Source organism: Sphingobium fluminis, assembly GCF_037723805.1.
Classification (GTDB): domain Bacteria; phylum Pseudomonadota; class Alphaproteobacteria; order Sphingomonadales; family Sphingomonadaceae; genus Sphingobium.
This window is the reverse complement of sequence record NZ_JBBJUK010000002.1, coordinates 203,900-230,332: the sequence shown is the minus strand read 5'-3', so window position 1 is coordinate 230,332 and position 26,433 is coordinate 203,900. Positions and strand designations below refer to the sequence as shown.

Genomic DNA, 26,433 nt, shown 5'->3' with positions numbered 1-26,433 from the left:
CAACCGTCATTTAAGTTGTTATGAATTAGATACTTACTGGCTCAGAAAAAAATCGCAAGCAGGCTCTGGCCGGGAGTATGATCCACTTTAAATAAAGGCGGATCATACTCCGATTATTTTTATCTTCGCATTTTGGCCGGGCCCAGCTGCGACTGCACGGCCTCAGATCATGAGCGCCGCGCGCTATGATTGGCCTGAGCTGATATTGCTCTATCGCCGAAACGATTCCGCCGCGGCGCAGGCCAACTGGTCGGCGCGTTCATTTTCGGGATGGCCGGCATGGCCCTTGACCCATTTCCACGACACCTGATGACGCGCGGTCGCGGCAATCAGCGCCTGCCACAGCTCGGCATTCTTGACCGGCTTGCGGTCTGCGGTCTTCCACCCGTTCTTCTGCCAGCCGAAAATCCATTTGGTGATGCCGTCCATCACATATTTGCTGTCGGTGAAGAGCGTGACGGCGCAGGGACGCGTGAGCGCGTTCAGCGCCTCGACCGCCGCCATCATCTCCATCCGGTTGTTGGTGGTTTGCGCTTCGCCGCCCGATATTTCCTTTTCGTTGGAACCCGACCGGATGATCGCGCCCCAGCCGCCGGGCCCCGGATTGCCCTTGCATGCGCCGTCGGTGAAGATTTCGACGCTTGTCAGCTCGCTCATGCGCCGAGCAGCTCCAGCGGGTCGGAGGCTGCATAGAAATCCAGCCGTCGCAGGAAGGCGAGCGGGTCCTTGCGCGTGACCAGCGCATCTGCGGGCGTGTTGATCCAGTCATAGGCCCGGGTCAGCAGGAAACGCAGCGCCGCGCCCCGGCACAGGATCGGGAACGCGGCCTGTTCCGCTTGGGATAGCCCGAAACCTTCCGCATAGCCCGCGCCCAGCGCCGCACCGCGCTTAGGGAACCAGGTCGCGCCATCATGGCTGAAGCACCAGGCGCTGTGGGTGACGGCGAGGTCGTAGGCGCGGATATCGGTGCAGCTGAAATAGAAGTCGATCAGGCCGGTGACGCTGTCGCCGAGCATCAGCACATTGTCGGGGAAAAGATCGGCGTGGATGACGCTGTGGGGCAGGTCGGTGGGCCAGTGCGCGTCGAGGAAAGCGAGTTCCTGCGTGACGCGCGCGCCAAGGCCGGGCGCGATCCTGTCGAAATCTCCGTTGCATTTGCGCGCAAGATCATGCCAGCCGGCGATGTCGAGCGAATTGCGGCGGGCGCCCGCAAAACCTTCCGCCGCGCGATGCAGTTTTCCGAGCGCCGCGCCCGCCGCACGCGTTTGCGCGGCCGTCGGTTCGGTCACCGAGATGCCGGTGAGAAATTCGATGAGGCAGGCGGGCCGTCCGGACAATTGCTGCAACCGCCGGCCCTCGCGGTCGGCGATGAAGCGCGGGACGAGGCAGCCGCGCGCGCCCAGATGATCGAGCAGGTCCATGAAAAAGGGCAGGTCCGCTTCGTCCACGCGCTTTTCGTAGAGGGTCAGGATATAGCGGTGGCCCGCACCGTCCGGCCCGCTGGTCTCCAGCAGATAATTGCTGTTTTCGACCCCCTCGGCGATGCCCTTGGCGGACACGAGCGACCCGGCGTCGTAGCGGGTCAGAAAGGCGTCGATCTCCTCCGCCGGAACATGGGTGTAGACGGCCATATGTTTATGCCGCCTCCAGCCCGCGCGGCAGCTTGAACGCGATGCGTTCGCGTGCCGTTTCGACCTGTTCCTCGGTGATGGCGAAGCGCGCGCCGATATGCGTTACCACTTCGCGCACCAATATTTCCGGGGCAGATGCGCCGGCGGTCAGCCCGAGTGTACGTACCCCGTCGAGCCAGGCGAAATCGATTTCGGTCGCGCGCTGGATCAGCCGAGCCGGCGTGCCGGCGCGTTCGGCGACTTCGACGAGGCGCAGGGAGTTGGAGCTGTTGGGGGCGCCGATCACCAGAATTGCGTCGCATTCATCCGCGATCGCCTTGACCGCTGCCTGCCGGTTCGACGTGGCGTAGCAGATATCCTCGCCACGCGGGGCCTCGATCGTGGGGAAGCGATGGGTGAGCACGGCCACGATGGCGGCGGTGTCGTCGACCGAGAGGGTGGTCTGCGTCAGGAAGGCGAGTTTGTCGGGATCGATGACCATCAGCGCCTCGGCATCCTCGACGGTCTCGACAAGGGTCATCGCGCCTTCGGGCACCTGGCCGAACGTGCCGATGACTTCGGGATGGCCCTTATGCCCGATGAAGAGGATATGGCGGCCCAGTTCGACCTGCCGCTCGGCCTGCCTGTGCACCTTGCTGACCAGCGGGCAGGTGGCGTCGAGATAGGGCAAGGCGCGCTCGCCCGCGCGCTCGGGCACCGATTTGGGCACGCCATGGGCGGAAAACACCACCGGCTTGCCATCGGGCACGGCGTCCAGTTCCTCCACGAAGATCGCGCCCTTGGCGCGCAGATTGTCCACCACATATTTATTATGGACGATTTCGTGCCGGACATAGACGGGCGCGCCATATTTCTCGATCGCCTTTTCGACGATGATGATGGCGCGATCCACGCCGGCGCAGAAACCGCGCGGCGCGGCGATCAGCAGCTTGATCGGTGGAAGGGTGGCCGGAGGCTGGGTCATGGCGAGCGGCTTAGGACAATGTCGCCCAAGAGAAAAGCGGCTTCGTTTCGGTTGCGCGGGCGGCGGGGGATGGATAAGGAAGCGCTCATGCCTGTGGCCCGGAAGGCCATTGCCTGCGGGCGTGCTGCAAGGAATTTCTGCCTGTGACCCAGCCTGTAACTTTGTCTCGTATCGCGCTGACCGGAATGCTCGCCCTCTCGCTCGCGGGGTGTTCGCGGCGGGGCGAAATCGACGCCACAGGCGGCGTCGTCGCGGTGCGGTCCGCCTGCCCGGCGGCGGCGATCCCGGCCTATACCGGGGACGTGACGCTGTTCAGCCCCGCCCAAAGCCGCGATGCTTCGGCGATCGACGTGGTCGCCAACATCACCGATCTGCGCTCGACCTGCGCGGATGGCGCGCAGCTTTATACCGAAGCGAATTTCGTCGTGAACGCCCGCCGCAGCGAAGCAAGCGCGGCGCGGCAGGTGACTCTGCCCTTTTTCGCCACGGTTGTGCGCGGCGGCAATGCCGTGGTCGCCAAGCGGGTGGGGCAGGTGACGCTGAATTTCGCGGCCGGCGACTATCGCGCCAGCACGAGCGCGAAGGCGGGTTCCTTTGTCGACAAGGCGTCGGCGACGCTGCCGACCGAGATCAGCGACAAGATCACGCAGAAGCGCAAGGCAGGCGACGCGGACGCGGCGATCGATCCCTTCGCCCAACCCGACGTCAAGGCGGCGTTGCTGCGAACCAGCTTCGAGCTGCTCGTCGGGTTCAACCTGACGCCGGACCAGCTTCAGTATAACGCGACGCGCTAAGTCTTTTTCGAACTTTCCCCGTTCGGGCTGAGCGTAAGTCGAAGCCTGCACCGAGCGAAGCGAAGGGCTTCGCCTTCGGCTTTGCCGGGCCCTTCGACAAGCTCAGGGCGAACGGGGTATGCAGGATTCCTGTCATGTCCCTCTACACCCGTTTCACTACCCATCTCGATGCTGTGCTGGATGCGCTGGAGGCCGATGGCACGTTGCCCGCCGGCCTCAATCGCAAGGCGGTGACGGTCGAGCCGCCGCGCGACGCGAGCCATGGCGACCTCGCCACCAACGCGGCCATGGTTCTGGCCAAACCCGCCGGGACCAATCCGCGCGCGCTGGCGGAAAAGATCGTGGCGCAGCTTGCCGCGCTCGACGAAGTCCAGAGCACCGCCATTGCCGGCCCCGGTTTCATCAACATGACGCTGACCGAGGCGGTCTGGCGGACCGAGCTGTCCGCTCTGCACGCGGAGGGCGACGCCTATGGCCGATCGGACATAGGACAGGGCGTGACCGTCAATGTCGAATATGTCTCGGCCAATCCGACTGGACCCATGCATATGGGACATTGCCGGGGCGCGGTGGTGGGCGATGCGCTCGCGACGCTGCTCGAATATGTCGGGCACAAGGTGATCCGCGAATATTATATCAACGATGCGGGCGGGCAGGTCGACGTGCTAGCCCGGTCTGCGCATCTGCGTTACCGCGAGGCTCTGGGCGAGGATGTGGGCGCGATCCCCGAAGGTCTGTATCCCGGCGACTATCTGGTGCCGGTGGGGCAGGCGCTGGCGACCGAGCATGGCGACAGGTTCGTGGGCGCGCCGGAAGCGGAATGGCTGGTCGCGTTTCGTACCTTCGCCGTTGCCCGGATGATGGACATGATCCGCGACGATCTCGCTCTGCTCGGCATCCATCATGACGTGTTCGCGTCCGAAGCCGCGTTGCAGGCGGCGGGGAAGCCCGACGAGGCGGAGGCTTGGCTGCGCGCGCACGACCTCGTCTATGACGGCGTTCTGGAAGCGCCCAAGGGCGAGTTGCCCGACGATTGGGAGCCGGTTAAGCTTCCGCTGTTCCGTTCGACGCAGTTCGGCGACGATCAGGACCGGCCGATCAAAAAATCCAGCGGCGCCTGGACCTATTTCGGCGCGGACATGGCTTATCATTTCCAGAAGGCGCAGGTTGCAGATCAGCTGATCGATATCTGGGGCGCGGACCATGCCGGCACCGTCAAGCGCATTCAGGCGGCGGTCGCGGCGCTGACGGAAGGCAAGGCACGCTTCGACGTAAAGCTGATCCAGATGGTGCGCCTGTTGCGCGACGGCGAGCCGGTGAAGATGTCCAAGCGCGCGGGCAATTTCGTGACGCTGGCCGACGTGGTCGGCGAAGTGGGCAAGGATGTGGTCCGCTTCACCATGCTGACGCGCAAGGCCGATGCCCAGATGGATTTCGATTTTGCCAAGGTGGTGGAAGCGTCGAAGGACAATCCGGTTTTCTACGTGCAATATGCCCATGCGCGCATTTCCTCGCTCGACCGGCGGGCGGCGGAGGCGGGAATCGAACTGCCCGTTCCCGACCTGTCCCGGCTTGGGACGGAGGAATTGGCCCTCGTCAAGCTCGCCGCCCAGTTCCCGCGCGTGGTAGAGGGGGCGGCGCTGACGCGTGAGCCGCATAGAATTGCATTCTATCTCAACGACTTGGCATCGGCGTTCCATGGCTGGTGGAATGTTGGGAACGACCGCCCCGAGGCGCGCGTGATCCTGGCCGACGATCCCGCCACCACATCAGCGCGGCTTTTCTTAAGTCGCGGAATAGGGCAGATAATCCGCAATGGCCTCGCTTTGATGGGTGTGGCCGCCCTGACGGAAATGCAGTGATGCGGACGGAGTGCTGAGCGATGGGCGATTATGCGCGTGGCGAACTCGATTTTGACGATGAGGACCGGCTGCCCTGGCTGGAGCCTGCCGTCGACGGAGATGATGAAGAGCGCATTTCGCCGCTGCGGCTGCTGGGCCTGATCATCGTCGGGCTCGCGCTGATCGGCGCGGTGGTCGCCGGTGTGTGGTGGCTGCAAAATCGCGGCTCGACCAGCGGCGCGGCCGGCGAGGGCAAGCTGATCGCTGCGCCGGCGTCCGGCTACAAGATCGCTGCAAACGAAGCGGACGCCAAGAAGTTCGATGGCGAGGGCGATGCCAGCTATGCCGCGAGCGAGGGCGTCGTGCGCGAAGGCCGCATCGATCCCAGCCGCGTGCCCGAAGCGCCGATCACCAAGACCACGCCTGCGCCGACCAGCGGCACGAAGCCGGCGGTCGCATCCAGGCCATCGCAGAGGTTCAGCACGCCGGTGGAGGACGAAACCCATCCCAAGGTAGTCAGCGCCGCGCCCAGGCCCGCGAGCGGTGGCGCGATGATCCAGTTGGGCGCCTATGGCAGCCAGTCGGGCGCGAAGGACGCCTGGACGAAATTGTCGAAACGCTTCGCCTATCTCGCACCGCTCGGCATGTCCGTGGAGCCGGCCGAAGTCGGCGGCGGCACCGTCTATCGCCTGCGGGCGACGGCGGGTTCGCAGGCGGGGACGATGTGCGGCAAGCTGAAGGTCGCGGGCGAAAGCTGTATCGTCGTCAACTGAAAGGAGGGCGTGGCCGGTCGCGGCGAACTCCCCTTCGACAGGACGGTTCCGAGCGGTTAGCATAAGGCCCCATGAAACCAGTCATCTTCGGTATTGCCGGCGAAATGTTGAGCGCGGACGAGCGCCGCTTCTTTGGCGAGGCGGAGCCGGCGGGCTATATCCTGTTCCGGCGCAACATCGCGGATCGGGCTCAGTTACGCGCGCTGACCGATGACCTGAGGGCGCTGCATGGCCGTGACGACCTGCTCGTCATGATCGATCAGGAAGGTGGCCGGGTCGCGCGGATGCAGCCGCCCGTCTGGCCGGCCTTTCCACCCGGCGCGGTGTTCGATGCGCTGTACGACATCGCGCCGGCCAGCGCGATCGCCGCCGCCAGAGCCAATGCCCGCGCTATCGCCGCAACGCTGTATGAGGTCGGCATCACCGTCAATGCTCTGCCGCTGCTCGACGTGCGGCGCGAGGGCGCGAGCGACATCATGGGCGACCGCACGCTGGGAAGCGAGCCGATGCGAGTCGCGGCGCTCGGCCGTGCCACGCTGGAGGGGCTGGCGGATGGCGGCATCGTGGGGATCGTCAAGCATATGCCCGGTCACGGGCGGGCGCTGGTCGACAGCCATCTGGAACTGCCTGTCGTCACCGACGACGAGGCGGCGCTCGCGATCGATATCGCGCCGTTTAAGACCCTGAAAAACGCGGCGATCGGCATGACCGCGCATGTCATCTATACGGCCTGGGACCCGGCCCTGCCGGCCAGCCTGTCACCAACCGTGATCGAGAAGATCATCCGGGAGCGGATCGGCTTCGACGGGCTGCTGATGTCGGACGATCTCGACATGAAGGCGCTCAAGGGCGGTATTCCGCAACTGGCGGCGGGCGTTGTCGCGGCGGGTTGCGATCTGGCGCTCAATTGTTGGGCGCGGATGGACGATATGGTCGGTATCGCCGACCTGCTGCCCGAGATCACGCCGCTGGCGAAAAGCCGGCTCGACCGGGCGATGGCCTCGGTCAAAGCGCCGGTGGACGATGCGCCGTTCGATCAGTTGCTCGCGACCCGTGACGCGCTGCTGGCGCTGGTTCCGGCGTGACGGGCATGGCGGTGGCAGACGATCTGTTTTTCGATCCGCCAGCGCCTTCGCCGGATATTCTGACCGTGAGTTTCGAGAGCTGGGAAGGGCCGCTCGACCTGCTGCTGGCGTTGGCGCGGTCGCAAAAGGTCGATTTGCGGGAAATTTCGATCCTTGCGCTGACCGAGCAATATCTCGATTTCATCGAGGGCGCGCGACAGGTGAAGTTAGAGTTGGCGGCCGATTATCTGGTGATGGCGGCCTGGCTCGCCTTTCTCAAATCCGGGCTGCTGCTCCCGCGCGAGGCGCAGCCCGATCCCAGCCCGGAGGATCTGGCGCTGCGGCTCGCGCTGCGGCTCCAGCGCCTGCATGCGATGCGGGAAGCAGGGGCACGGCTGATGGCGCGCGACCGGGTCGGTCGTGACGTCTTCGTCCGCCCCGCCCCTGAAGGACTGCGGCTGGTGCGCAGGGCGCGCTGGCAGGCGGGCCTCTTTGACCTGATCCAATCCTATGGCCAGCTTCGCGCGCGGAGCCAGCCGGCGGTCCATCATGTCGCGACGCGGCCCGTAATGACGCTGGACGAAGCGATCCAGCGAGTCGCGGCGCTGCTCGGTACGGCGATCGAATGGACCGCGCTTGAATCTTTCCTGCCCGCCGGTCACGGAGGCGCGCTTGGCCGCTCGGCGCTCGCCAGCAGTTTCGTCGCGGCGCTGGAACTGGCGCGGCAGGGCAGGCTGGAGATCCGGCAGGAGGCGATTTTCGCGCCTATTTTCCTGCGGGCGGCGGTCCCGGCATGAACGGGGAACCGGACGATTTCCAGCGCGCGGTGGAGGCGGCGCTGTTCGTGGCCGAAGCGCCGCTGACGATCGCGGATTTGCGCCTGCATGTCGGGAAGGGCGGCGATCTTGCCGCCATTCTGGCGCGGCTGGCCGATGACTATGCCGGGCGCGGCGTCAATCTGGTCGAGCGCGGCGGGCGCTGGCATTTCCAGACCGCCGCCGACCTCGCCCATATTTTGCGGCGGGAGAAGGACGAGACTCGCAAGCTGTCCCGTGCGGCGATGGAGACGCTCGCGATCATCGCCTATCATGAACCGGTGAGCCGCGCGGAGATCGAGGCGATTCGCGGGGTTCAGGTGGCCAAAGGCACGATCGACGTGCTGATGGAAGCGGGGTGGGTGAGGCCCGCCGGGCGGCGCGAGGTGCCGGGACGGCCCCTGATCTATGCGACGACCGCGGATTTCCTGTCGCATTTCGGCCTTGGCAGCCGCCGCGACCTGCCCGGCATCGAAGATCTGCGTGCGGCGGGCCTGCTCGATCCGGTAGATTTGGCGCTGGAGGGTCCGGGCGGCCAATCCGTTGTGGAAAATGATGACGAAGACGCCTAAACAAGCGTCTTGCGGGAGTATTGAGACATGGGTTCTTTTTCGTTGATGCACTGGGTGATCGTGCTCCTGGTCGTCATGCTGCTATTCGGTGGTGGGCGCATATCGGGCCTGATGGGTGACGTCGCCAAGGGGATCAAAAGCTTCAAAAAGGGCATGGCCGAGGATGATGACGACGTCGCGTCGGCAAAGCCGGCCTCGCGGATCGAAGGACATCGCGTGCCCGAGCAGGACTCCCCCAGCGCAACGGAAGAAAAGACCAAGGCCTGATTTCGGGGCCGGGTAAAGCCACTTATGTTTGGAATCGATTCATCCGAGCTGTTGCTGATCGTGATCGTCGCGGTGATCGTGATCGGCCCGAAGGATTTGCCGCGCGCGCTGTACAAAGTGGGTCAGATCGTCGGCAAGGCGCAGGGCATGGCCCGCCACTTTCGCACTGGCATCGACGCCATGGTACGCGAAGTCGAGATGGAAGAGCTCGAAAAGAAATGGGCGTCGCAGAACCAGCGCATCATGGCGGAGCATCCACCCGAGGCCGAGCCGGTGATGGAGGCTTTGCCTTCACCGATCGCCGATGCGTCTGCGCCGGACGACAAGCCACCCTATCTGGCGGACGCGTCCCGGAGCGAGCCGGCCCCGTCGCCCAGGGGTGATGCGGCGGCATGATCGGCGACATCGATGACAGCAAGGCGCCGCTGCTCGATCATCTGATCGAGTTGCGCGGGCGCTTGCTCAAATGCGTTTACGCGCTGTTCCTGACCGGCGCGGTGTCCTTTTATTTTTCCGATACGCTCTTCGCCATTCTCGTCCACCCGCTCAAGGAGGCGTTTGGCAGTGCGGGCGGGCGGCTGGTCTATACCAAGCTGTACGAGGCATTTTTCGTGCAGGTGAAGATCGCGGTGTTCGGCGCGTTCGTGCTGTCATTTCCGATCATCGCCAACCAGCTTTGGGCGTTCGTCGCGCCGGGATTATATGCCAAGGAAAAGAAGGCATTGCTGCCCTTCATCCTCGCCACGCCCTTTCTGTTCGCGATGGGCGCGAGCCTCGCTTATTTCGTGGTCATGCCCACGGCTTTCCATTTCTTCCTGGAATTTCAAGGGAATAGCAGCGGCCTTCAGGTCGAGGCGCTGCCGAGCGCGGACGCTTATCTGGGGCTGGTGATGCAGTTCATCCTGGCATTCGGCATCAGCTTTTTGATGCCGGTGCTGCTGATGCTGCTCAATCGCGCCGGCTTCGTAAGCCGCGCGCAACTGATCGCCATGCGGCGCTATATGATCGTCGGCGCCTTCATTCTCGCGGCCGTGCTGACGCCGCCCGATGTCGTGTCGCAGCTGATGCTCGCCATCCCCTTGCTGCTGCTTTATGAAATCACCATCGTCGCGATCTGGTTCACCGACCGGAAGCAGGCGCGGGAGGCCGAGCGCGACCTGATGGCCTGACATGAAAAAGGCCCGCCAACGGGCGAGCCTTTCATGCCGGGCGCATAGGCGCCCGAAAGAGGATCGAGCGTCAGTCAGCAGCCTTTTCGACGGCTTTGCCCGCGCTCTGCACATCCTTGCCCGCGCCCTCGACGGTGTTGCATGCTGCCACCATCAGCGAACCGGTGAGGAGCAGGGCGGCGACAATCTTCTTCGTCATATTGGGTCTCCTGATGAAATCGTGCGGTCGGGCGGTTTCCCACGCCGATGGCCTGAAAGAAAACCCGCCAGCGGGAAAAGCGTTCCGCTTGCGAAAAGATTTGGTATTTGGGGATTTTTCCGCGCCAAAAAAATTTGAGCCCGGAACGCATCGGGGGGAGAGAAGCGTTCCGGGCCCATGTTTGTGGACAGCAAGAGCGGGGGGCAAAAGATTTGCTGTCCGGAATATAAAACCGCCATCGTCCGGATCGGTTCCCCGCGCCGCGAAAAAAGTCAGCGATATATTGAGTAGAAAATTCAGCTATTTGGGCCGTTAATTGGACGCTAACCGAAAAAAATCAGATAAGCGGGCGGCCAGTGTTGCGATATTCTTCCCGGATGGTCGATTGCGGGAGCCCGTCATCGACCGGGGGCGAAGCGGGGCGCCACGCCTGAGGCGCAGCCGGCGCGCCGAACGGCGCAATTCGCACGGGGACGCCCGCATAGGGCGCCGCCAGATCCTCGACCGGCGTGACGGGCTTGACCGGCCAGACGCGCAGCGCCGGGCCCGACTGGGTTTCCCGGCCGAGATAAGCGACGCGGAAGGCGGCCGGGGTGCCGTTGAAGCCGGGGTTGCGATAGAAGATATGCGCCCCGATCACGGCAACCGGTTGCAGCGTGCCCGACCATGCCGGCCGCACCGCCAGCGTGTGATAATGGGTAGCCAGGCCGACCGGCTTGTAGGCTAGACCCGAAAGCGCATCCTGCGCGATCCGCCGCGCCCTTGCCCAGCCGGCGGCGCTCGGCAGGCGGGCCATGGACCCATCGCAGCTGAAGGTGAACTGGCACCGGAAATCGGTTCGTTCCGACCCCTGATAGACGACGCCGCAGACGCTGTTGGGCCAGAGCGGGCTGCGTACCCGGTTGAGCACGACCTGCGCCACGGCGCGCTGGCCTTCATCAGGTTCGCTGGCCGCTTCATAATAGATGGCGGAGGTCAGGCAGTTGAGCGCGCGGTAGCTGTCGACCCCGGTCAGGCCGCGAAACATGGTCGCAGGCGCAGTCTGGACGTCGGCCAGCCCCAGAACATGTTCGCTCTGGATGGTGAGCGCGCCGGGGGCGGGATCGAATGCCCCTTCGGCAAAGAAAAAGGCGGAGCCGGGAAAGTTGAGGCCCGAGTCTTCGGCAGGATCGATGGCGCGCGTCCGTGCCGCATCCAGCATGTCGAGTGGCGCTGCGGTCAGAAAGCGCGGCGCGGCCAGGGCAAGCAGGGCCAGTACGGCCCATGCGCCTCGCTTGATCCACTCTCTCATATGTCGCTGCGCCAGCATCCGGGACCTTCGATGGGCACATCGCCCGAAGCGTTGCCCTTACGCGAATTTCCTTTCCACTTCTTCCCCGGATTTCGGCCTGTGCCGCAACGGGACGTTAACCGTCACAAAGCTTAAAACCATTCCCTCCACTCCACGCTGCAAATATCCTATTTGAACGTGGCTTCATTCCCTTGCTTGGCAAAGGCGGGCGCGCTCCGCTATGCGTGGTCCATGCTGCTTCAGAATGATAGTCTCGCCCTTATCGGCAACACGCCGATGGTGCGCCTTGCCGGTCCGTCGCTGGCGACCGGCTGCGACATCTATGCCAAATGCGAATTCGCCAATCCCGGAGCTTCAGTCAAGGATCGTGCCGCCCTGTTCATCGTCAACGATGCCGAAGAGCGGGGGCTGCTCCAGCCCGGCGGGACGATCGTGGAAGGGACGGCGGGTAATACCGGTATCGGCCTCGCGCTTGTCGCCAGCGCCAAAGGCTATAAGACCATCATCGTCATGCCCGAAACGCAGAGCCGCGAAAAGATGGATACGCTGCGCGCGCTGGGCGCCGAACTGGTATTGGTGCCGGCAGCTGCCTATTCCAATCCGGGGCATTTCGTGCACACGTCGCGCCGGATCGCGGAAGAGACGGACAATGCGATCTGGGCGAACCAGTTCGACAATATCGCCAATCGCAAGGCGCATATCGTGGGCACCGCCGAAGAGATATGGACCCAGATGGAAGGGCAGGTCGACGGTTTCGTCTGCGCCGCCGGGACAGGGGGGACGATCGCGGGCGTGGGCCTTGGCCTCAAGGCGCATGATGAGGGGATCACGATCGCCCTGGCCGACCCCCATGGCGCGGCGCTGTTCAACTATTACGCCCATGGCGAACTGAAGGCCGAGGGCAGTTCCGTGGCCGAGGGCATCGGACAGGGGCGGATCACCGCCAATCTGGAAGGCGCGCCGATCGATACGCAGTTCCGCGTCTCCGACGAGGAGGGGCTGGAATGGGTCCGCCGCCTGCTGAGCGAAGAGGGGCTATGCCTGGGCTTGTCGTCCGGCATCAATGTGGCGGGCGCGGTGGCTTTGGCCAGGCAATTGGGGCCGGGCAAGCGGATCGTCACCATCCTGTGCGACACCGGATTCCGCTATCTGTCGACCCTCTACAACCGGCAATGGCTGGAATCCAAGGGGTTGACGGTCTTCCCCTGGCTGGCGCAAGATAGCTGATCGCGGCCTTTGCCGGCGACGGACATGGAATGAGCGCACGCATGGCTGAAAATCCCCGCCGACAGGAAGGGTTGCAGCGAGTCCAGATCGGCCTGACCGGATTGGCGGGCGTCGTCCTGCTCGTAGGCCTCGCCAATATCGTGATCGACAAGGCGCGCATTGCCGACCCGAGCGCGCCGCCGGCCGCCGTGCCGACGCTGACGGGTAACGCCGCCATGCCTAAGGAGCCGCTTGCGGAACTGGGCGTCCAGCCTGCGCCGGAACAGGCCCCCATCGTGCCTGACTTGCAACCCGACCCCAAGCTCAGAAGGCCGATGGACCGCTGAGGCGGAGGGCCGGTAGCGGCGCAGGTGAAATGGGAGTCGGGTCGAAATGGTCCGGCCGGCGATCCATCTCTTGCAGGCGTTCGCGGCCAAGTCCGGGTCCGGGGGCTGAAGTTTTGCCTTGATTTCCAGGCTTTGATTTCTGAGCCCCTGCCTTCGCCCGGGGAACGGCATGAATTCGGGATGAGACTCCGTCGCAGACTTCCCTGAACGCAATGAAGTCCGCTTCGCCTCCGCTCAGCACGACCCCCTTCGACTGCCAGCCTGCGGCAGGCGCTCAGGACAGGCTCCGACTTCGCTCAGGGCGAACGGCTCACATTTTGCGTACGACACCCACATTCCAGCGCGAATGGACGGAGAGCCAGCCATTTCCAACACGCATTCCCGACCATTCGCCATATTAACCAAATAAAAAACAGAACAAAACAGGATTTCCCAAATCGTCCCGAAATTTCCCTTTTCATGATCGATGGCGCTTGGTATCTGGGTTTCCATTGGGGTCGTGAAAGGCTTGGCTTGTCCTGCGCACTGGATCGCATGCGTGATTCAGCGGGCCGACGCTTGCGCCCCGTGGACTAAGGGGGCGCTGGGTCGATCGCGTGGCGGACGTCATTCTCTATACGGGCAACGCGTTCAGCGCAGCGGACGGCAAGGGCCGGTTCGTTCTGCCCCTCGAGATGCGCCGTCAGGTGAAGCTTTCGAGCGGCGGCGAGACCACGCTTTATCTCTCCGTCCACGGCGATAATCCCTGCGCCGTCGGCTTTGGCGATTCGCACCGGCGTTTCCTGTTCGAAGAGGTCGAGGATCTGGCGCGCGAGGCCCGCGCCGCGGGCCGCGCCTATGATGCCGATATCGAGTTGGAGCGCCGGCTCGGCACGATCGAGCCCGTTAATTTCGACGATGGCGGCCGCTTCTTCCTGCATCCCGACATCAAGGACGAATATGGCGTCACCGACTCGCTCTTCTTTTACGGCGTCGGTCGCTACATCCAGTTGTGGAAGCCAGAGACGCTGGTCGACAGCAAGGATCGTCCCGAACTGATCCGCAACAAGGTGCGCCGCTGGCTCGACCAGCGCGATGCGGAGGGCGGCAAGTGAGCGCGCCCGTCGATTCCGATCGTCATATCCCCGTCCTGATGGACGAAGTGCTCGATGCACTGGCCATCGCGCCTGACGAAATTCATGTCGACGGCACGTTCGGCGCTGGCGGCTATAGTCGGGCGATGGCGGCAAGGGGTGCGCGGGTCATCGCCTTCGACCGCGACCCCGATGCGATTCGTGAAGGGCGCGTCCTGGCCGACGAAAAAGGCATCGCCCTGATCGAAGGCGAATTTTCGCGCATGGAGGAATTGCTCGCCGAGCATGGCGTCACCGCCGTGTCCGGCGTCACGCTCGACATCGGCGTGTCATCGATGCAGCTCGACCGTGCCGATCGCGGCTTTTCCTTCCAGTCCGATGGTCCGCTGCTCATGACGATGAGCCAAAGCGGGACGAGCGCCGCCGATTTCCTCAACACCGCGTCAGAGGAGGATATCGCCAATGTCCTGTATCGCTATGGCGAAGAGCCGCGCTCGCGCCGCGTCGCGCGCGCCATAGTCGAAGCGCGTCCGCTGGAGCGAACAGCGCAGCTTGCCCACATCGTGCGCCGTGCGCTCGGTCACAAACCCCATGACAAGAAGGACCCGGCCACGCGTGCTTTTCAGGCGATCCGGATTCATGTGAACCGTGAGCTTGAAGAACTGGAGCGTGGACTGGAAGCGGCGGAGGCGGTGCTCATGGCGGGCGGCCGGCTCGCGATCGTGACCTTCCACAGCCTCGAGGACCGGATCGTCAAACAGTTTCTGCGCCAGCGCAGCGGCGGCGAGAGCGCAGGATCGCGTCATTTGCCCGAGCGTCAGGCGGCTGATCTGCCCACATTCGAGCGGCCCGCCAAGGCCGTACGACCCGGAGCGGCCGAACTGGCGCGCAATCCCCGCGCCCGGTCCGCCACGTTGCGCAGCGCCGTCCGCACCGCCGCGCCTTTGCCCGTTTCAACTGGCCCCCATTCGTCCAACCGGAGTGCGCGCCCATGATCGCGGTGAAGAGGTTGCAAAGCCTGTTCTGGGTATTGCTGGTCGCGCTGGGTGCGCTGGGCGCCTATCTGGTGTCGCTCAAAGTGGCGACCGAGCGCAACGAGCTGATGCGGGTGCGGGCGCAGATCGCACGGACGCGGGGCGACATCCGCTATCTGGAGACGGAATTCAGCGCGCGGTCCAGCATGCGTCAGCTGGAACGATGGAATGCCGAGGATTTCCTTTATGCGACGCCGGGATCGGCGCAATATCTGGGCGGCGAGCGCGCACTGGCGCATCTTGAGGGCATTCAGCCGAACGGACCGGATTATGTCGCTGCCCCGGTGATGGTGGCGATGGTGGAAACGCCAGCCGACCTGCCGTCCGCGCCGCAGGCGGCGCCGGCAAGCCCCGCCGCCACCCAGATCCGCAGCGATATCCAGATCATCCGCGCGGCCCATGCCGAGGATGATGTCGACAAGATCGCGAAGCCCGCGCCGCGCACCGAGCGGGAAAAGGCGAAGGCGGACGCGGATGTATCGAAGCCCAATCCGGTTGCCCGCCGCGCCGAGCGGATGGCGATGCTGGACGCCAAGCTGCTGGATGACAGCACATTGGGCGATATCAGCGCCAAGGCGGCGCGCGAACGCCGCAGGGATGCGCGCTGATGGCGACGATCATCGTCCAGCCCGGCGGGGCGCGGGCCGGTCGCCAGCGGGTCAATCTGACGGCGATCGCCCACAATCGGCTGATGCTGTTGCTGATCCTGTTTTTGGGCATCACCGCCTTGCTCGTCGGCCGGCTCCTGTGGGTCGGCATTTTTGCCAATGGCGCGCATGGCGACGACGCGGTGTCGGCCTTTCTGCCCGCCCGCGCGGATATCGTCGATCGCAACGGCGTGCCGCTGGCGCGGACGATGGACGCTTATTCGGTGGCGGTGCGCCCCTCCAAGCTGATCGGCGACCCGGCCGAACTGGCGCGAAAGCTGCACGAGATTTTCCCCGACGAAAAGGAAGCCGTTCTCTACAAGAAGCTGACCGGCAAGCCCTGGGCCTATCTGCGCCGGCGCGCTCTGCCCGAACAGGTGGCGGCGGTGAACGCGCTGGGTGAGATCGGCATCGAATTCCCGCGCGAAAAAGAGCGGCTTTATCCGCAGCGCACGCTTGCGGCGCATGTGCTGGGCTTCGCGCCGACGCCCGAAGGCGTGGGTGGCATGGGTGTGGAGGCGGCGTTCAACGAGCGCCTGACCGATCCCGCGCTGCGCGGCGAACCCTTCGCGATATCGATCGACAGCCGGGTACAGGGTGCGCTGGAAAGCGAGCTTTACGCGCAGATGATCGCGCAAAACGCCAAGGGCGCGGGCGGCGTGATCCTCGATGCCAATAGCGGCGAAGTGATCGCGATGGCGTCCATCCCCGTGTTCGATCCCAACAAGCTGGCCAATTATGCGGGCAAGACATGCAGCCAGTCGCCGCTGTGCAACCAGATGGTGCAGGCGCGCTATGAGTTGGGTTCGACGTTCAAGCCGCTGTCGATCGGCAAGGCGATGGACCAGGGCGTCGTCACGTCGATGAGCAAGCGCTATGATGCGACCGCGCCGATTGAGGTCGGCGGTTTTCGCATCAAGGACGATCACCCGATGCACCGCTGGCTCAACGTGCCCGAGACTCTGGTGCATAGTTCGAACATCGTCACCGCCCGCATCGCCGACGAGATGGGCCCCCAGCCGCTGCAACAATTGTTTCGCAGCCTGGGCTTCGACCAGCGTGCCCCCATTGAATTGAAGGAGCGGGCGGCGGGTATCTGGCCTTCGAGCTGGGGCCGGGCGACCACCATGACCGTCGCCTATGGGCATGGCATCGCGGTTACGCCGCTGCATCTGGCGAGCGCCTATGCCGCGCTCGTCAATGGCGGCATCTGGCGCCCAGCGACCTTGCGCAAGATCAAGCCGGGCGAAGTCGCCAAGGGGCATCGGGTCTTTTCCGCCGCGACCAGCGCGCGGATGCGGCAATTATTGCGCATGATCGTATCGGCGGGTACGGGTCGCAGCGCCGACGCCAAGGGCTATCGCGTGGGCGGCAAGACGGGTTCGGCCGAAAAGCCCCAGGAGGGCGGCTATAACAAGAGTTCGCTGGTGACGACGTTCGCATCCGCATTCCCGATGGATAATCCGCGCTATGTCGTGCTGACGATGATGGACGAGCCCAAGGGCAATGCGCAGACGTTCGGCCTGCGCACCGCCGCCTGGACGGCCGCGCCGGTGGTCAAGCGCGTCGTGGAGCGGATCGGACCGATGCTGGGCATCATGCCGGACGAGCGCCGCGACGTGGATATTTCGGATCTGATGCCGCTCCTTTGGAAAGCCAAGGGAGAGGAATGATGCGGCTGGCTGCGCTGATCGACGGGCTGGACGCGGCGGCAGGGACGGGAGGCGACATCGAGACGCCGGTGACGGGCTTTGCCATCGACAATCGCAAGGTCGCGCCGGGCACGGTGTTCGGCGCGTTCCAGGGGCAGCGCGTCAATGGCGAGGATTATATCGCCGATGCGATCCGCGCGGGGGCGATCGCGGTGGTGGCGCGGCCTGAAGCAAGCGTCACCGGCGCTATACACATAGCCCATGCCAATCCGCGCCGGCTGTTCGCGCAGTTGGCAGCGCGCTATTTCGCGCCCTTTCCCGATGTGACGGTCGCCGTGACCGGCACCAACGGCAAGACCTCCACGGTCGAACTGGTGCGGCAATTGTGGCGCATGATGGGCGAGGCGTCCGCCTCGATCGGCACGCTGGGCGTCACCACGTCGGTCGATCAGGTGTCGACCGGCCTCACGACGCCCGACATCGTGACCTTTCTGTCCAATATGTCGGGCCTGAAGCGCGAAGGCGTCACCCATGCCGCGTTCGAGGCGTCGAGCCATGGCCTCGATCAATATCGCACCGAAGGCCTGCCGGTGCAGGCGGGGGCGTTCACCAATTTGTCGCGCGACCATCTCGACTATCATGGCGATATGGACCGCTATTTCGAAGCCAAGATGCGGCTGTTCGACGAGGTCGTCGCGCCCGGCGGGGCGGCGGTGATCTGGGCCGATGACATATGGTCGGACAAAGCCATCCAACGCGCTACGAAGCGGGGGCTTCGTGTGCTGAGCGTCGGGGTGAAGGGGCAGGCATTGCGTCTTGCCAACCGCACCCCGACCCAGTTGGGTCAGACGTTGGAGATCGACGCCGATGGCAAGCTTTATAAGGTCAACCTGCCGCTGATCGGCGCTTATCAGGCGGCCAATGCGCTGGTGGCCGCTGGTCTGATCATCGCGACGGGCGGCGATGGGGCGAAAGTGATGGACTTGCTCGCGCGGGTGCAGCCGGTGCGCGGTCGGCTGGAGCGGGCGGTTATCAGCAAGGCGGGCGCGCCGGTCTATGTCGACTACGCCCATACGCCCGACGGGCTGCGCGCCGCGATCGAGGCGTTGCGGCCGCATACGCGGGGCAAGCTGATCGCGCTGTTCGGCGCGGGCGGGGATCGCGATACGGGCAAGCGGCCGCTGATGGGGCAGGTTGCGGCGGACCTCGCCGACCATGTCATCGTCACCGACGACAATCCACGGGGCGAGGAGCCATCGGCCATCCGAGCGGCCGTAATGGCGGGCGCACCTCGTGCGCAGGAGATCGGCGGTCGCCGCGCCGCGATTGCCGCCGCCATCGGGCTGGCGGGTGCCGACGATATCGTGCTGCTCGCGGGCAAGGGGCATGAGCAGGGCCAGATCATCGGCGATCGCGTGCTGCCGTTCGATGACGTGGCCGTGGCGCGGGAGTGCGCCGGTTGAGCGACCTGTGGACGTCCGAAGAAATCGCCACCGCCACCGGCGGAACGGCGTCGGCGCCCTTCACCGTATCCGGCGTCGCCTTTGACAGCCGCGAAGTGACGGGTGGCGACCTGTTCGTGGCCATGAAGGGGGAAGCGACCGATGGCCATCGGTTCCTCGACAAGGCGTTCGATCAGGGTGCGGCCGGGGCGATCACCAGCCAGCCGGTCGACCGGCCGCATGTGCTGGTGAAAGACAGCGCCGCCGCGCTCGAAGCGCTGGGCCGTGCGTCGCGCAAACGCATGGCCGGCAAAGTGATCGGCGTTACCGGATCAGTCGGCAAGACCGGCACCAAAGAGGCGCTGTTCCACGCGCTCGATCGGGCGACGCCGGGGTCGGTGCATCGGTCGGTCAAAAGCTATAACAACCATGTCGGCGTACCGCTCAGCCTTTCGCGGATGCCAAGGGACTGCGATTTCGGCGTGTTCGAAATGGGCATGAACCATGCCGGGGAGTTATCGGCGCTGACCCGGCTCGTGCGGCCGCATGCCGCGATCGTCACCGCCATTGCCCCCGCCCATATCGAATTTTTCGGTACGGAAGCCGCGATCGCCGAGGCGAAGGGCGAGATTTTCGAAGGGCTGGAGCCGGGCGGGACCGCGATCATTCCCTATGACAGCCCGCATGTGGCGACGCTTTACAACAAGGCGGAACGCTATGCGGGACGCATCCTGACCTTCGGTCTTGGAGCAGGCGCCGACGTGCGCGCCTGCGAAGCGGTGCCGGCACCGGGAGGCGGGACGCTGGTCACGGCCGCGCTGCCGGGCGCGGAAATCTGTTTCACCATCAGCGCGCCGGGCGAACATTGGGTGTCGAACGCGCTCGCCATATTGGCGGCGGTGGAGGCAGTGGGCGGCGACCTTGGAATCGCGGGGCTGGCGCTGGCGGAGCTACCGGGCCTGCCGGGGCGCGGCGAGCGTCGACGCGTGCCGGCCGGCGGCGGTGAAGCGTTGCTGATCGACGAAAGCTATAACGCCAATCCGCTCAGCATGGCCGCGACGCTCAAGCAGCTGGGCCGGGAACAGGCGGAGCGGCGCATCGCGGTGCTGGGCGGCATGCGCGAACTGGGCGAGCGCAGCGTGGAACTGCATGAAGGACTGGTCGGGCCGCTGACGGCGGGGCGGGTCGATTATGCGATTCTGGTGGGGGATGAGATGACCCCGCTCGCGCGCAGGCTGGACGGCGTCGTCGCTTTCGACCATGTGGCGGATGCAGAGGCCGCGATCACGCTGTTGCAGGCGCAGGTCCGCGCGGGCGATGCGATATTGATCAAGGGATCGAACGGGATCGGCCTTTCGCGGCTGGTTGCAACGTTCCAACAAACTATGTCGTGGCCCGCCGCGACAGGGAAAGACACGGACTGATGCTGTACTGGCTCGCCCAGACCATGGATTTTGCCGGGGTGTTCAACCTCATCCGCTATCTGAGCTTTCGCGCCGGCGCGGCGATCGCGACCGCGCTCGTGATCGGCCTGCTGATCGGGCCGGGCTTCATCGGCTGGCTGCGCGTGCGGCAGGGCAAGGGGCAGCCGATTCGCGACGATGGGCCGCAGACTCACCTCGCCAAGAGGGGCACGCCGACCATGGGCGGCCTGATGATCCTGACGTCGATGGTGTCTTCGGTGCTGTTGTGGATGGACCTTAGCTCCATCTATATCTGGGCGTGCCTGTTCGTGACGCTGGGGTTCGGCGCGATCGGGTTCATGGACGATTATGACAAGGTGACCAAGGCCAGCCACAAGGGGCTGTCGGGCAAGGCGCGGCTGGTGGCGGAGTTCCTGATCGCGGGTTTCGCCGCCTGGCTGATCGTGAATCAGCATGGCAATACGGCGCTTTATGTGCCTTTCTACAATGGCCCGGCGATCGAGCTGGGGCCATTCTACTTTCTCTTCGCCGCCTTCGTCATCGTCGCGTTCGGCAATGCGGTGAACCTGACCGACGGGCTGGACGGCCTGGCGTCGATGCCGGTCATCATTTGCAGCCTCGCTTTCCTGTTGATCGTCTACCTCGTGGGGCGCGCGGATTTCGCCCATTATCTGGGCATCCCCCATGTGCCGGGCGCGGGCAACCTGACCATATTGTGCGGTGCGATCATCGGGTCCGGTCTTGCCTTCCTGTGGTTCAACGCCCCGCCGGCCGCCGTATTCATGGGCGATACCGGCAGCCTGGCGCTGGGCGGTACGCTGGGCGTGATCGCGGTGACGGCGCATCATGAGATCGTGCTGGGCATCATCGGCGGGCTGTTCGTGGTCGAAGCGATGAGCGTCATCATCCAGGTCTTTTTCTACAAGCGCACCGGCCGGCGCGTATTCAAGATGGCGCCGATCCATCATCATTTCGAACAGCTCGGCTGGGCCGAACCGACCGTCGTGATCCGTTTCTGGATCATCTCCTTCGTGCTGGCGCTGGCCGGTCTTGCAACGTTGAAGCTGCGATGATCGTCAGCAGCGCCTTTGCCGGCAAGACCTATGCAGTGTTGGGGCTGGCGCGGTCCGGCCTTGCGACCGTCGAGACGCTGGTCACGAGCGGCGCGCGGGTCGTCGCATGGGACAGCCAGGAGGCGGCGCGCGATCAGGTCGCGGACAAGGCGGAGATCGGCGATCCGATGGAGATCGACCTCGCCGGTTTCGACGGCATCGTCGTGTCGCCGGGCGTGCCGCTCAACAAGCATCCCATCACCATGCGCGCGGCGATCGCGGGCGTGCCGATCATCGGCGACATCGAATTGTTCGCGCTCGCCCGGCCGACCCTGCCGCCCCACAAGGTGATCGGCATCACCGGCACCAACGGCAAGTCGACCACCACCGCGCTGATCCACCATATCGTCGGGCAGGCGGGTTTCCCTGTCCGCATGGGCGGCAATATCGGCCTGCCGATATTGGGGCAGGAGCCGCTGGAGCCGAACCTGCATGGCGTGGGTGTCTATGTGCTGGAGCTGTCCAGCTATCAGATCGACCTGACCCAGAGCCTCGATTGCGATGTTGCCGTGCTGCTGAACATCACGCCGGACCATCTCGATCGCTATAACGGGTTCGAGGGCTATGTGGCGTCGAAGGCGCGGCTGTTCGCGATGCAGTCTGCGGAGCACGTGGCGGTGATTGCGACAGAAGATGAGCCGAGCCGGACGATCCTGCAAGGCTTGGGGAATATTGTCGTCCCGGTTGCGTCCGGTGATATCAATCCGGCCGGTCAATGTGAGTGGCCGGCCTTGCAGGGGCCGCACAACGCTCAGAACGCGGCTGTCGCCATTGCCGTGGCGCGCGCAATTGATATTTCGGACGACGATATTTTTCCCGCGCTGGCCAGCTATGCCAGCCTGCCCCACCGGATGCAGGCGGTGCGCGAACTGAATGGCGTCCTCTATGTCAATGACAGCAAGGCGACCAATGCCGCCTCGACCGCGCCGGCGCTCGCCGCCTGGCCGCCGGTTGATGGCAAGGCCCGCATCCACTGGATCGTCGGCGGGCTTGCCAAGACCGACAATCTGGACGAATGCGCCTCGCAGTTCGGCAATGTCGCGCACGCCTATACGATTGGCGAAGCGGGGCATATGTTCGCCGATCTGCTGCGCCCGCATATGGCGGTGGACGATAGTGAGATGCTATCGGCTGCTGTCCGCCGGGCGGCGCGGGTGGCGCAGCCGGGCGATGTCGTGCTGCTGTCGCCGGCCTGCGCGAGTTTCGACCAGTTTCGCGATTTCGAGGCGCGTGGCGATGCCTTCGTCGCCGCCGTCGCGGCGCTGGAATAGCGGATGTCGGGCACGTCATGAACGGGGAAGGGGCGACGCGCATGTTTAGACCGGGCGAGCTGGTGAAGGGCTTCAGGGGCCGCACCGTGCCGCGCGAGCGGACGGCGCTGGCCATCTGGTTCTGGGAGATCGACCGCGTTCTCTTGTCGCTGATCGTCGCGCTGATGGCGATCGGCCTCGTCGCTGTCGCGGCCGCGTCCCCGGTGGCGGCGATCGACCGGTCGACCAGCGCGGTCGCGGTCAACCCGCTCATTTATTTCTATCGTCAGCTCATCTGGGTGCTCATCGGCCTGCCGGTCATGCTCGTCATCTCCATGCTGCCCCGGCCCCAGGCGCGGCGCTTCGCCCTGTTCATGGGCGCGTTTTTTCTCGTCATGCTGGCCTGTGTTCCCTTGCTGGGCAGCACGGTGAACGGTGCAAAGCGCTGGATCGACCTGCCCGGCTTCCGGTTTCAGCCATCGGAGTTCCTCAAGCCGACCTATGTCGTCGCGGTCGCCTGGCTGCTTTCCCTGCGCGGCAAGGACGCGACCTTGCCCGTCATGCGGCTGACCTTCGTGCTGACCGCGCTGATCGCGTTGTTGCTGATGCGGCAACCCGATTTCGGCCAGACGGTGATTTTTAGCGCCTGCTGGGCCGCATTGCTGCTGCTGTCGGGCGTTGCGATGCGCTGGATCGGCGCGTTGGGCGCGGCGGGCATCGCGCTGCTGGTGCTGGTCTATATGTTCTATGAAAATGGGCGGCAGCGGATCAACGACTTCCTTGGCATCGGCGTCAGCCTCGATACCGGGCCGGACCAGACCGATCTCGCCTTTCGCACGATCACGCATGGCGGCTTTACCGGGGTAGGACCGGGCGGCGGGCAGAACAAGTTTCGCCTGCCCGAAGCCCATACCGACTATATTTTTTCGGTGATCGGCGAGGAGTTCGGCCTGCTTGCCTGCATCGCCATCGCGCTCGTCTATCTCGCCATCATCGTGCGGGTGCTGCTGCGGCTGCTGGACGAGGAGGATAATTTCACCATCCTCGCCGCCGCGGGTCTGACCACGGAATTCGGGCTTCAGGCGATCATCAACATGGGCGTCAACGCGCAGATATTTCCATCCAAGGGCATGACGCTGCCCTTTATCAGCTATGGCGGCTCCTCTATGCTGGCGCTCAGCATCGGTATCGGCCTGCTGCTGGCGTTTACGCGGCGCAATCCCTTCATGGGCCGGCATACCGTGGTCAAATGGAGCGGCCGATGAGCATTTCCCGTCATTTCGTGCTCGCCGCCGGTGGGACCGGGGGTCATATGATCCCGGCCCATGCCGTAGCGGAAGAGTTGATGGCGCGCGGCCACCATGTCGCACTGGTGACGGATGAGCGTGGCGCGAAGATCCCCGGCATTTTCGAGCGGGCGCAGGTCCATGTGCTGCCCGCTGGTCGCATGACGGGCAATCCGGCCAGCTGGGCGCCGGCAATCAAGGCGATCCTTGCCGGACGAGCGATGGCGCGGCGGCTCAACGAAACCTTTCGTCCTACCGCCGTCGTGGGCTTCGGCGGCTATCCGACCGTTCCGACCTTGCTGGCCGCGCTGGCCGATGGCGTGCCCACCGCGATCCATGAGCAGAATGCGGTACTGGGCCGCGTCAACCGGCTGGCGGCGCGGCGTGTGGACGCGATCGTGACCGCCTATCCGGTGATCGAGCGGCTGAAGGACAAATATGCCTCTAAAGTCCACCTGATCGGCAATCCCGTGCGCGAGGAAGTCAAGGCGCTGCGCGACGAGGAGTTCCCGCCGCTGACCGACGAGAGCGTGTTTCGCCTGCTCGTCATCGGCGGCAGCCAGGGGGCGAGCATCCTCTCATCGGTCGTGCCCGACGGCCTTGCTATGCTGCCGCTCAGCCTGCGCCGCCGTTTGCAGGTAACGCAGCAGTGCCGTGCAGCGGATATCGAGCGGGTGCGCGGCCTTTACGCCAGCCTTGAGATCCCGGCGGACCTCGCGACCTATTTCAACGATGTGCCCGAAAAACTTGGCTGGTCCCATCTGGTGATCGCCCGGGCGGGGGCATCGACGCTTGCGGAACTGACCTGCGCGGGTAGGCCCGCCATCCTTGTCCCGTTGCCGAGCGCGATGGATGACCACCAGACAGCCAATGCGCGCGAGATGACCGAAGCGGGCGGGGCGCGTACCATCACGCAGGCGCGCTTTACGGCGGTCGAACTGGCCAAGCAGATGCAGAAGATGGCCATGGAGCCGGGCGCGCTCCAGAATGCCGCGAAGCGCGCGCGCGCCTGCGGCCGGCCCAACGCCGCGCGCGACATGGCGGACCTGCTCGAAAGCATCGGCCACGCGCCGATCGTCAATGATCCGGTGCGGGTCGGACCGACGCCTGTCACCCTCAATCTTCAGGGAGTTCCCGCATGAAGGGTGTCGGCACCGACATCGGCACGATCCATTTCATTGGCATTGGCGGCATCGGCATGTCCGGCATCGCCGAGGTGATGCATAATCTGGGCTACAAGGTGCAAGGGTCAGACGTCGCGGAAGGTTATGTCGTCGAAGGTCTGCGCGCCAAAGGCATCGCGGTGATGATCGGCCACAGGGCGGAAAATCTGGGCGACGCCGCCGTGGTCGTAACGTCGACAGCGATCAAGCGCGGCAATCCCGAAGTCGAGCTGGCGCTGGAGAACCGTGTGCCCGTGATCCGCCGGGCGGAGATGCTGGCGGAACTGATGCGGCTTAAATCCACCGTCGCGATCGCGGGCACTCACGGCAAGACCACGACGACGTCGATGGTCGCGGCGCTGCTGGATGCGGGCGGGGTCGATCCGACCGTCATCAACGGCGGCATCATCAACAGCTATGGGTCCAACGCGCGGCTCGGCAATAGCGATTGGATGGTGGTGGAGGCCGACGAAAGCGACGGTAGTTTCCTGCGACTCGACGGCACGATCGCGGTCGTCACCAACATCGATCCCGAGCATCTCGATCATTATGGATCGTTCGACAGGGTGAAAGACGCGTTCGTCGAGTTCGTCGGCAATGTGCCCTTTTACGGCGCGGCCTTGCTGTGCCTCGACCATCCGGAGGTGCAGGCGATCCTGCCGCGCGTGCAGGACCGGCGGATCGTGACCTATGGTTTTTCCGCGCAGGCCGATATTCGTGGCGAAAATGTAGTCAGCTTCCCCGGCGGCAACCGCTTCGACGTGCAGATCCGCGAGCGCGACGGGTCGACCCGGCGGATCGAGGGGATCGAGATGCCGATGCCCGGCCGGCATAATGTGCTGAACGCGATGGCGGCGATCGGGGTGGCGCTGCACATGGGCATCGAGGATGCGACGATCCAGACGGGCTTCGCAAAGTTCGGGGGGGTCAAGCGGCGCTTCACCAAGGTCGGCGAGATACCGGCTGGTGCGGGTATCGCGACGGTGATCGACGATTATGGCCATCATCCAGTCGAGATCAAGGCGGTGCTGGCCGCCGCACGGGAAGGCGCGCGGGGGCGAGTCATCGCCGTAGTGCAGCCCCATCGCTTCACCCGCTTGCGCGACCTGATGGATGATTTCCAGCAGGCGTTCAACGATGCCGACGTCGTGTTCGCTGCGCCTGTCTACACCGCGGGCGAACAACCGATCGAGGGTGTCGACAGCGCGGCGCTGGTCGCGGGATTGAAGCGTCGCGGCCATCGCCATGCGGCGACGATAGAAGGGCCAGAGGCGCTTGCCACGGCGCTGGCCGCCGATGTCCATGCCGATGACATGATCATCTGCCTGGGCGCTGGCGATATCACGAAATGGGCGGCCGGGCTGGCGACGGCGGTGATAGCCAAGGCGAAAGAAACGGCGTGAGCAGGACGGCGCCC

27 protein-coding genes are annotated in these 26,433 nt (G+C 64.7%); 22 read left to right on the top strand and 5 right to left on the bottom strand.

From position 1 onward, the window contains the following. Positions 1-210: 210 nt before the first annotated feature. Genes rnhA through ispH form a run of 3 tightly spaced genes read right to left on the bottom strand, consistent with a single transcriptional unit; the run spans position 211 to position 2,595 of the window. Positions 211-657 carry a ribonuclease HI gene (rnhA, locus tag WG907_RS07220; RefSeq protein ID WP_340232070.1) on the bottom strand — a complete coding sequence of 149 codons (447 nt, stop codon included), beginning with the start codon at positions 655-657 and terminating at the stop codon, positions 211-213. Beyond that, on the bottom strand, positions 654-1,631 hold the full coding sequence (thrB, locus tag WG907_RS07215) for a homoserine kinase (protein WP_340232069.1): 978 nt from the start codon (positions 1,629-1,631) through the stop codon (positions 654-656). The genes rnhA and thrB overlap by 4 nt, the downstream gene beginning before the upstream one ends. Positions 1,632-1,635: 4 nt before the next feature. Continuing rightward, positions 1,636-2,595: a 4-hydroxy-3-methylbut-2-enyl diphosphate reductase gene (ispH, locus tag WG907_RS07210; RefSeq protein WP_340232068.1), complete on the bottom strand. Its 960-nt coding sequence runs from the start codon at positions 2,593-2,595 to the stop codon at positions 1,636-1,638. Between the two features lie 185 nt (positions 2,596-2,780). On the opposite strand from ispH, the gene WG907_RS07205 reads away from it, so the two are divergent. From WG907_RS07205 to tatC, 9 genes are all read left to right on the top strand, one after another. Further along, complete coding sequence (locus WG907_RS07205; protein WP_340232474.1) at positions 2,781-3,389, top strand: hypothetical protein; 609 nt, start codon at positions 2,781-2,783, stop codon at positions 3,387-3,389. A 134-nt stretch (positions 3,390-3,523) separates the two neighbouring features. Continuing rightward, complete coding sequence (gene argS / locus WG907_RS07200; RefSeq protein ID WP_340232067.1) at positions 3,524-5,251, top strand: arginine--tRNA ligase; 1,728 nt, start codon at positions 3,524-3,526, stop codon at positions 5,249-5,251. Positions 5,252-5,271: 20 nt separating this feature from the next. Next, positions 5,272-6,003: an SPOR domain-containing protein gene (locus tag WG907_RS07195; protein WP_340232066.1), complete on the top strand. Its 732-nt coding sequence runs from the start codon at positions 5,272-5,274 to the stop codon at positions 6,001-6,003. A 71-nt stretch (positions 6,004-6,074) separates the two neighbouring features. Further along, positions 6,075-7,088 (top strand): beta-N-acetylhexosaminidase, encoded by a 1,014-nt coding sequence (gene nagZ / locus WG907_RS07190; RefSeq protein ID WP_340232065.1) that lies wholly within the window; start codon positions 6,075-6,077, stop codon positions 7,086-7,088. Between the two features lie 5 nt (positions 7,089-7,093). Then, positions 7,094-7,864, top strand: coding sequence for a segregation and condensation protein A (locus WG907_RS07185; RefSeq protein ID WP_340232064.1), 771 nt, complete (start codon positions 7,094-7,096; stop codon positions 7,862-7,864). Beyond that, positions 7,861-8,454 (top strand): SMC-Scp complex subunit ScpB, encoded by a 594-nt coding sequence (gene scpB / locus WG907_RS07180; protein ID WP_340232063.1) that lies wholly within the window; start codon positions 7,861-7,863, stop codon positions 8,452-8,454. Before WG907_RS07185 ends, scpB begins: the two co-directional genes overlap by 4 nt. Positions 8,455-8,481: 27 nt before the next feature. Continuing rightward, positions 8,482-8,721 (top strand): twin-arginine translocase TatA/TatE family subunit, encoded by a 240-nt coding sequence (locus WG907_RS07175; RefSeq protein WP_340232062.1) that lies wholly within the window; start codon positions 8,482-8,484, stop codon positions 8,719-8,721. A 24-nt stretch (positions 8,722-8,745) separates the two neighbouring features. Then, positions 8,746-9,117 (top strand): Sec-independent protein translocase protein TatB, encoded by a 372-nt coding sequence (gene tatB / locus WG907_RS07170; RefSeq protein WP_340232061.1) that lies wholly within the window; start codon positions 8,746-8,748, stop codon positions 9,115-9,117. Continuing rightward, positions 9,114-9,890 carry a twin-arginine translocase subunit TatC gene (gene tatC / locus WG907_RS07165; RefSeq protein WP_340232060.1) on the top strand — a complete coding sequence of 259 codons (777 nt, stop codon included), beginning with the start codon at positions 9,114-9,116 and terminating at the stop codon, positions 9,888-9,890. Before tatB ends, tatC begins: the two co-directional genes overlap by 4 nt. Positions 9,891-9,960: 70 nt before the next feature. Here the strand turns inward: tatC and WG907_RS07160 are convergent, their stop codons facing one another. Together WG907_RS07160 and WG907_RS07155 are read right to left on the bottom strand one after the other, a co-directional pair. Beyond that, positions 9,961-10,089 (bottom strand): entericidin A/B family lipoprotein, encoded by a 129-nt coding sequence (locus WG907_RS07160; RefSeq protein ID WP_340232058.1) that lies wholly within the window; start codon positions 10,087-10,089, stop codon positions 9,961-9,963. Positions 10,090-10,426: 337 nt separating this feature from the next. Continuing rightward, complete coding sequence (locus WG907_RS07155; RefSeq protein WP_340232057.1) at positions 10,427-11,380, bottom strand: cell wall hydrolase; 954 nt, start codon at positions 11,378-11,380, stop codon at positions 10,427-10,429. Between the two features lie 231 nt (positions 11,381-11,611). Between WG907_RS07155 and WG907_RS07150 the strand changes: the two genes are divergently transcribed. The 13 genes from WG907_RS07150 to murC all read left to right on the top strand — a co-directional run bounded on the left by WG907_RS07150 (position 11,612) and on the right by murC (position 26,419). Further along, on the top strand, positions 11,612-12,607 hold the full coding sequence (locus tag WG907_RS07150; RefSeq protein ID WP_340232056.1) for a cysteine synthase A: 996 nt from the start codon (positions 11,612-11,614) through the stop codon (positions 12,605-12,607). A gap of 41 nt (positions 12,608-12,648) precedes the next feature. Continuing rightward, positions 12,649-12,933, top strand: coding sequence for a hypothetical protein (locus WG907_RS07145; RefSeq protein WP_340232055.1), 285 nt, complete (start codon positions 12,649-12,651; stop codon positions 12,931-12,933). A 596-nt stretch (positions 12,934-13,529) separates the two neighbouring features. Next, a complete protein-coding gene (locus WG907_RS07140; RefSeq protein ID WP_340232054.1) occupies positions 13,530-14,027 on the top strand; it encodes a division/cell wall cluster transcriptional repressor MraZ in 498 nt (165 codons plus the stop codon). Further along, positions 14,024-15,001 carry a 16S rRNA (cytosine(1402)-N(4))-methyltransferase RsmH gene (rsmH, locus tag WG907_RS07135; RefSeq protein WP_340232053.1) on the top strand — a complete coding sequence of 326 codons (978 nt, stop codon included), beginning with the start codon at positions 14,024-14,026 and terminating at the stop codon, positions 14,999-15,001. Before WG907_RS07140 ends, rsmH begins: the two co-directional genes overlap by 4 nt. Continuing rightward, positions 14,998-15,648, top strand: coding sequence for a colicin transporter (locus WG907_RS07130; protein ID WP_340232052.1), 651 nt, complete (start codon positions 14,998-15,000; stop codon positions 15,646-15,648). The genes rsmH and WG907_RS07130 overlap by 4 nt, the downstream gene beginning before the upstream one ends. Further along, a complete protein-coding gene (locus WG907_RS07125; RefSeq protein ID WP_340232051.1) occupies positions 15,648-17,360 on the top strand; it encodes a peptidoglycan D,D-transpeptidase FtsI family protein in 1,713 nt (570 codons plus the stop codon). The genes WG907_RS07130 and WG907_RS07125 overlap by 1 nt, the downstream gene beginning before the upstream one ends. Beyond that, entirely contained in the window at positions 17,360-18,802 is a 1,443-nt protein-coding gene (locus WG907_RS07120; RefSeq protein ID WP_340232473.1) for a UDP-N-acetylmuramoyl-L-alanyl-D-glutamate--2,6-diaminopimelate ligase, read from the top strand. The genes WG907_RS07125 and WG907_RS07120 overlap by 1 nt, the downstream gene beginning before the upstream one ends. After that, positions 18,799-20,205, top strand: a complete 1,407-nt coding sequence (locus tag WG907_RS07115) for a UDP-N-acetylmuramoyl-tripeptide--D-alanyl-D-alanine ligase (RefSeq protein ID WP_340232050.1) — start codon at positions 18,799-18,801, stop codon at positions 20,203-20,205. Before WG907_RS07120 ends, WG907_RS07115 begins: the two co-directional genes overlap by 4 nt. Then, positions 20,205-21,278 (top strand): phospho-N-acetylmuramoyl-pentapeptide-transferase, encoded by a 1,074-nt coding sequence (mraY, locus tag WG907_RS07110; RefSeq protein WP_340232049.1) that lies wholly within the window; start codon positions 20,205-20,207, stop codon positions 21,276-21,278. The genes WG907_RS07115 and mraY overlap by 1 nt, the downstream gene beginning before the upstream one ends. Continuing rightward, positions 21,275-22,588 (top strand): UDP-N-acetylmuramoyl-L-alanine--D-glutamate ligase, encoded by a 1,314-nt coding sequence (murD, locus tag WG907_RS07105; RefSeq protein WP_340232048.1) that lies wholly within the window; start codon positions 21,275-21,277, stop codon positions 22,586-22,588. The genes mraY and murD overlap by 4 nt, the downstream gene beginning before the upstream one ends. A gap of 41 nt (positions 22,589-22,629) precedes the next feature. Continuing rightward, positions 22,630-23,832 carry an FtsW/RodA/SpoVE family cell cycle protein gene (locus tag WG907_RS07100; RefSeq protein ID WP_340232047.1) on the top strand — a complete coding sequence of 401 codons (1,203 nt, stop codon included), beginning with the start codon at positions 22,630-22,632 and terminating at the stop codon, positions 23,830-23,832. Beyond that, entirely contained in the window at positions 23,829-24,995 is a 1,167-nt protein-coding gene (gene murG, locus WG907_RS07095) for an undecaprenyldiphospho-muramoylpentapeptide beta-N-acetylglucosaminyltransferase (protein WP_340232046.1), read from the top strand. The genes WG907_RS07100 and murG overlap by 4 nt, the downstream gene beginning before the upstream one ends. Continuing rightward, positions 24,992-26,419: a UDP-N-acetylmuramate--L-alanine ligase gene (murC, locus tag WG907_RS07090; protein WP_340232045.1), complete on the top strand. Its 1,428-nt coding sequence runs from the start codon at positions 24,992-24,994 to the stop codon at positions 26,417-26,419. The genes murG and murC overlap by 4 nt, the downstream gene beginning before the upstream one ends. The last annotated feature ends 14 nt before the right edge of the window (positions 26,420-26,433 follow it).

What these genes read in the sequence shown, in the direction of transcription:
- WG907_RS07195 (WP_340232066.1), top strand. Translation starts at nt 5,272, where the DNA reads ATGGGCGATTATGCGCGTGGCGAACTCGATTTTGACGATGAGGACCGG.
- WG907_RS07120 (WP_340232473.1), top strand. Translation starts at nt 17,360, where the DNA reads ATGCGGCTGGCTGCGCTGATCGACGGGCTGGACGCGGCGGCAGGGACG.
- thrB (WP_340232069.1), bottom strand. Translation starts at nt 1,631, where the DNA reads ATGGCCGTCTACACCCATGTTCCGGCGGAGGAGATCGACGCCTTTCTG.
- tatB (WP_340232061.1), top strand. Translation starts at nt 8,746, where the DNA reads ATGTTTGGAATCGATTCATCCGAGCTGTTGCTGATCGTGATCGTCGCG.
- WG907_RS07205 (WP_340232474.1), top strand. Translation starts at nt 2,781, where the DNA reads ATGCTCGCCCTCTCGCTCGCGGGGTGTTCGCGGCGGGGCGAAATCGAC.
- WG907_RS07130 (WP_340232052.1), top strand. Translation starts at nt 14,998, where the DNA reads ATGATCGCGGTGAAGAGGTTGCAAAGCCTGTTCTGGGTATTGCTGGTC.
- scpB (WP_340232063.1), top strand. Translation starts at nt 7,861, where the DNA reads ATGAACGGGGAACCGGACGATTTCCAGCGCGCGGTGGAGGCGGCGCTG.
- WG907_RS07175 (WP_340232062.1), top strand. Translation starts at nt 8,482, where the DNA reads ATGGGTTCTTTTTCGTTGATGCACTGGGTGATCGTGCTCCTGGTCGTC.
- murD (WP_340232048.1), top strand. Translation starts at nt 21,275, where the DNA reads ATGATCGTCAGCAGCGCCTTTGCCGGCAAGACCTATGCAGTGTTGGGG.
- murC (WP_340232045.1), top strand. Translation starts at nt 24,992, where the DNA reads ATGAAGGGTGTCGGCACCGACATCGGCACGATCCATTTCATTGGCATT.
- WG907_RS07125 (WP_340232051.1), top strand. Translation starts at nt 15,648, where the DNA reads ATGGCGACGATCATCGTCCAGCCCGGCGGGGCGCGGGCCGGTCGCCAG.
- murG (WP_340232046.1), top strand. Translation starts at nt 23,829, where the DNA reads ATGAGCATTTCCCGTCATTTCGTGCTCGCCGCCGGTGGGACCGGGGGT.
- argS (WP_340232067.1), top strand. Translation starts at nt 3,524, where the DNA reads ATGTCCCTCTACACCCGTTTCACTACCCATCTCGATGCTGTGCTGGAT.
- WG907_RS07145 (WP_340232055.1), top strand. Translation starts at nt 12,649, where the DNA reads ATGGCTGAAAATCCCCGCCGACAGGAAGGGTTGCAGCGAGTCCAGATC.
- WG907_RS07155 (WP_340232057.1), bottom strand. Translation starts at nt 11,380, where the DNA reads ATGAGAGAGTGGATCAAGCGAGGCGCATGGGCCGTACTGGCCCTGCTT.
- ispH (WP_340232068.1), bottom strand. Translation starts at nt 2,595, where the DNA reads ATGACCCAGCCTCCGGCCACCCTTCCACCGATCAAGCTGCTGATCGCC.
- nagZ (WP_340232065.1), top strand. Translation starts at nt 6,075, where the DNA reads ATGAAACCAGTCATCTTCGGTATTGCCGGCGAAATGTTGAGCGCGGAC.
- WG907_RS07150 (WP_340232056.1), top strand. Translation starts at nt 11,612, where the DNA reads ATGCTGCTTCAGAATGATAGTCTCGCCCTTATCGGCAACACGCCGATG.
- WG907_RS07185 (WP_340232064.1), top strand. Translation starts at nt 7,094, where the DNA reads ATGGCGGTGGCAGACGATCTGTTTTTCGATCCGCCAGCGCCTTCGCCG.
- tatC (WP_340232060.1), top strand. Translation starts at nt 9,114, where the DNA reads ATGATCGGCGACATCGATGACAGCAAGGCGCCGCTGCTCGATCATCTG.
- mraY (WP_340232049.1), top strand. Translation starts at nt 20,205, where the DNA reads ATGCTGTACTGGCTCGCCCAGACCATGGATTTTGCCGGGGTGTTCAAC.
- WG907_RS07160 (WP_340232058.1), bottom strand. Translation starts at nt 10,089, where the DNA reads ATGACGAAGAAGATTGTCGCCGCCCTGCTCCTCACCGGTTCGCTGATG.
- WG907_RS07100 (WP_340232047.1), top strand. Translation starts at nt 22,630, where the DNA reads ATGTTTAGACCGGGCGAGCTGGTGAAGGGCTTCAGGGGCCGCACCGTG.
- rnhA (WP_340232070.1), bottom strand. Translation starts at nt 657, where the DNA reads ATGAGCGAGCTGACAAGCGTCGAAATCTTCACCGACGGCGCATGCAAG.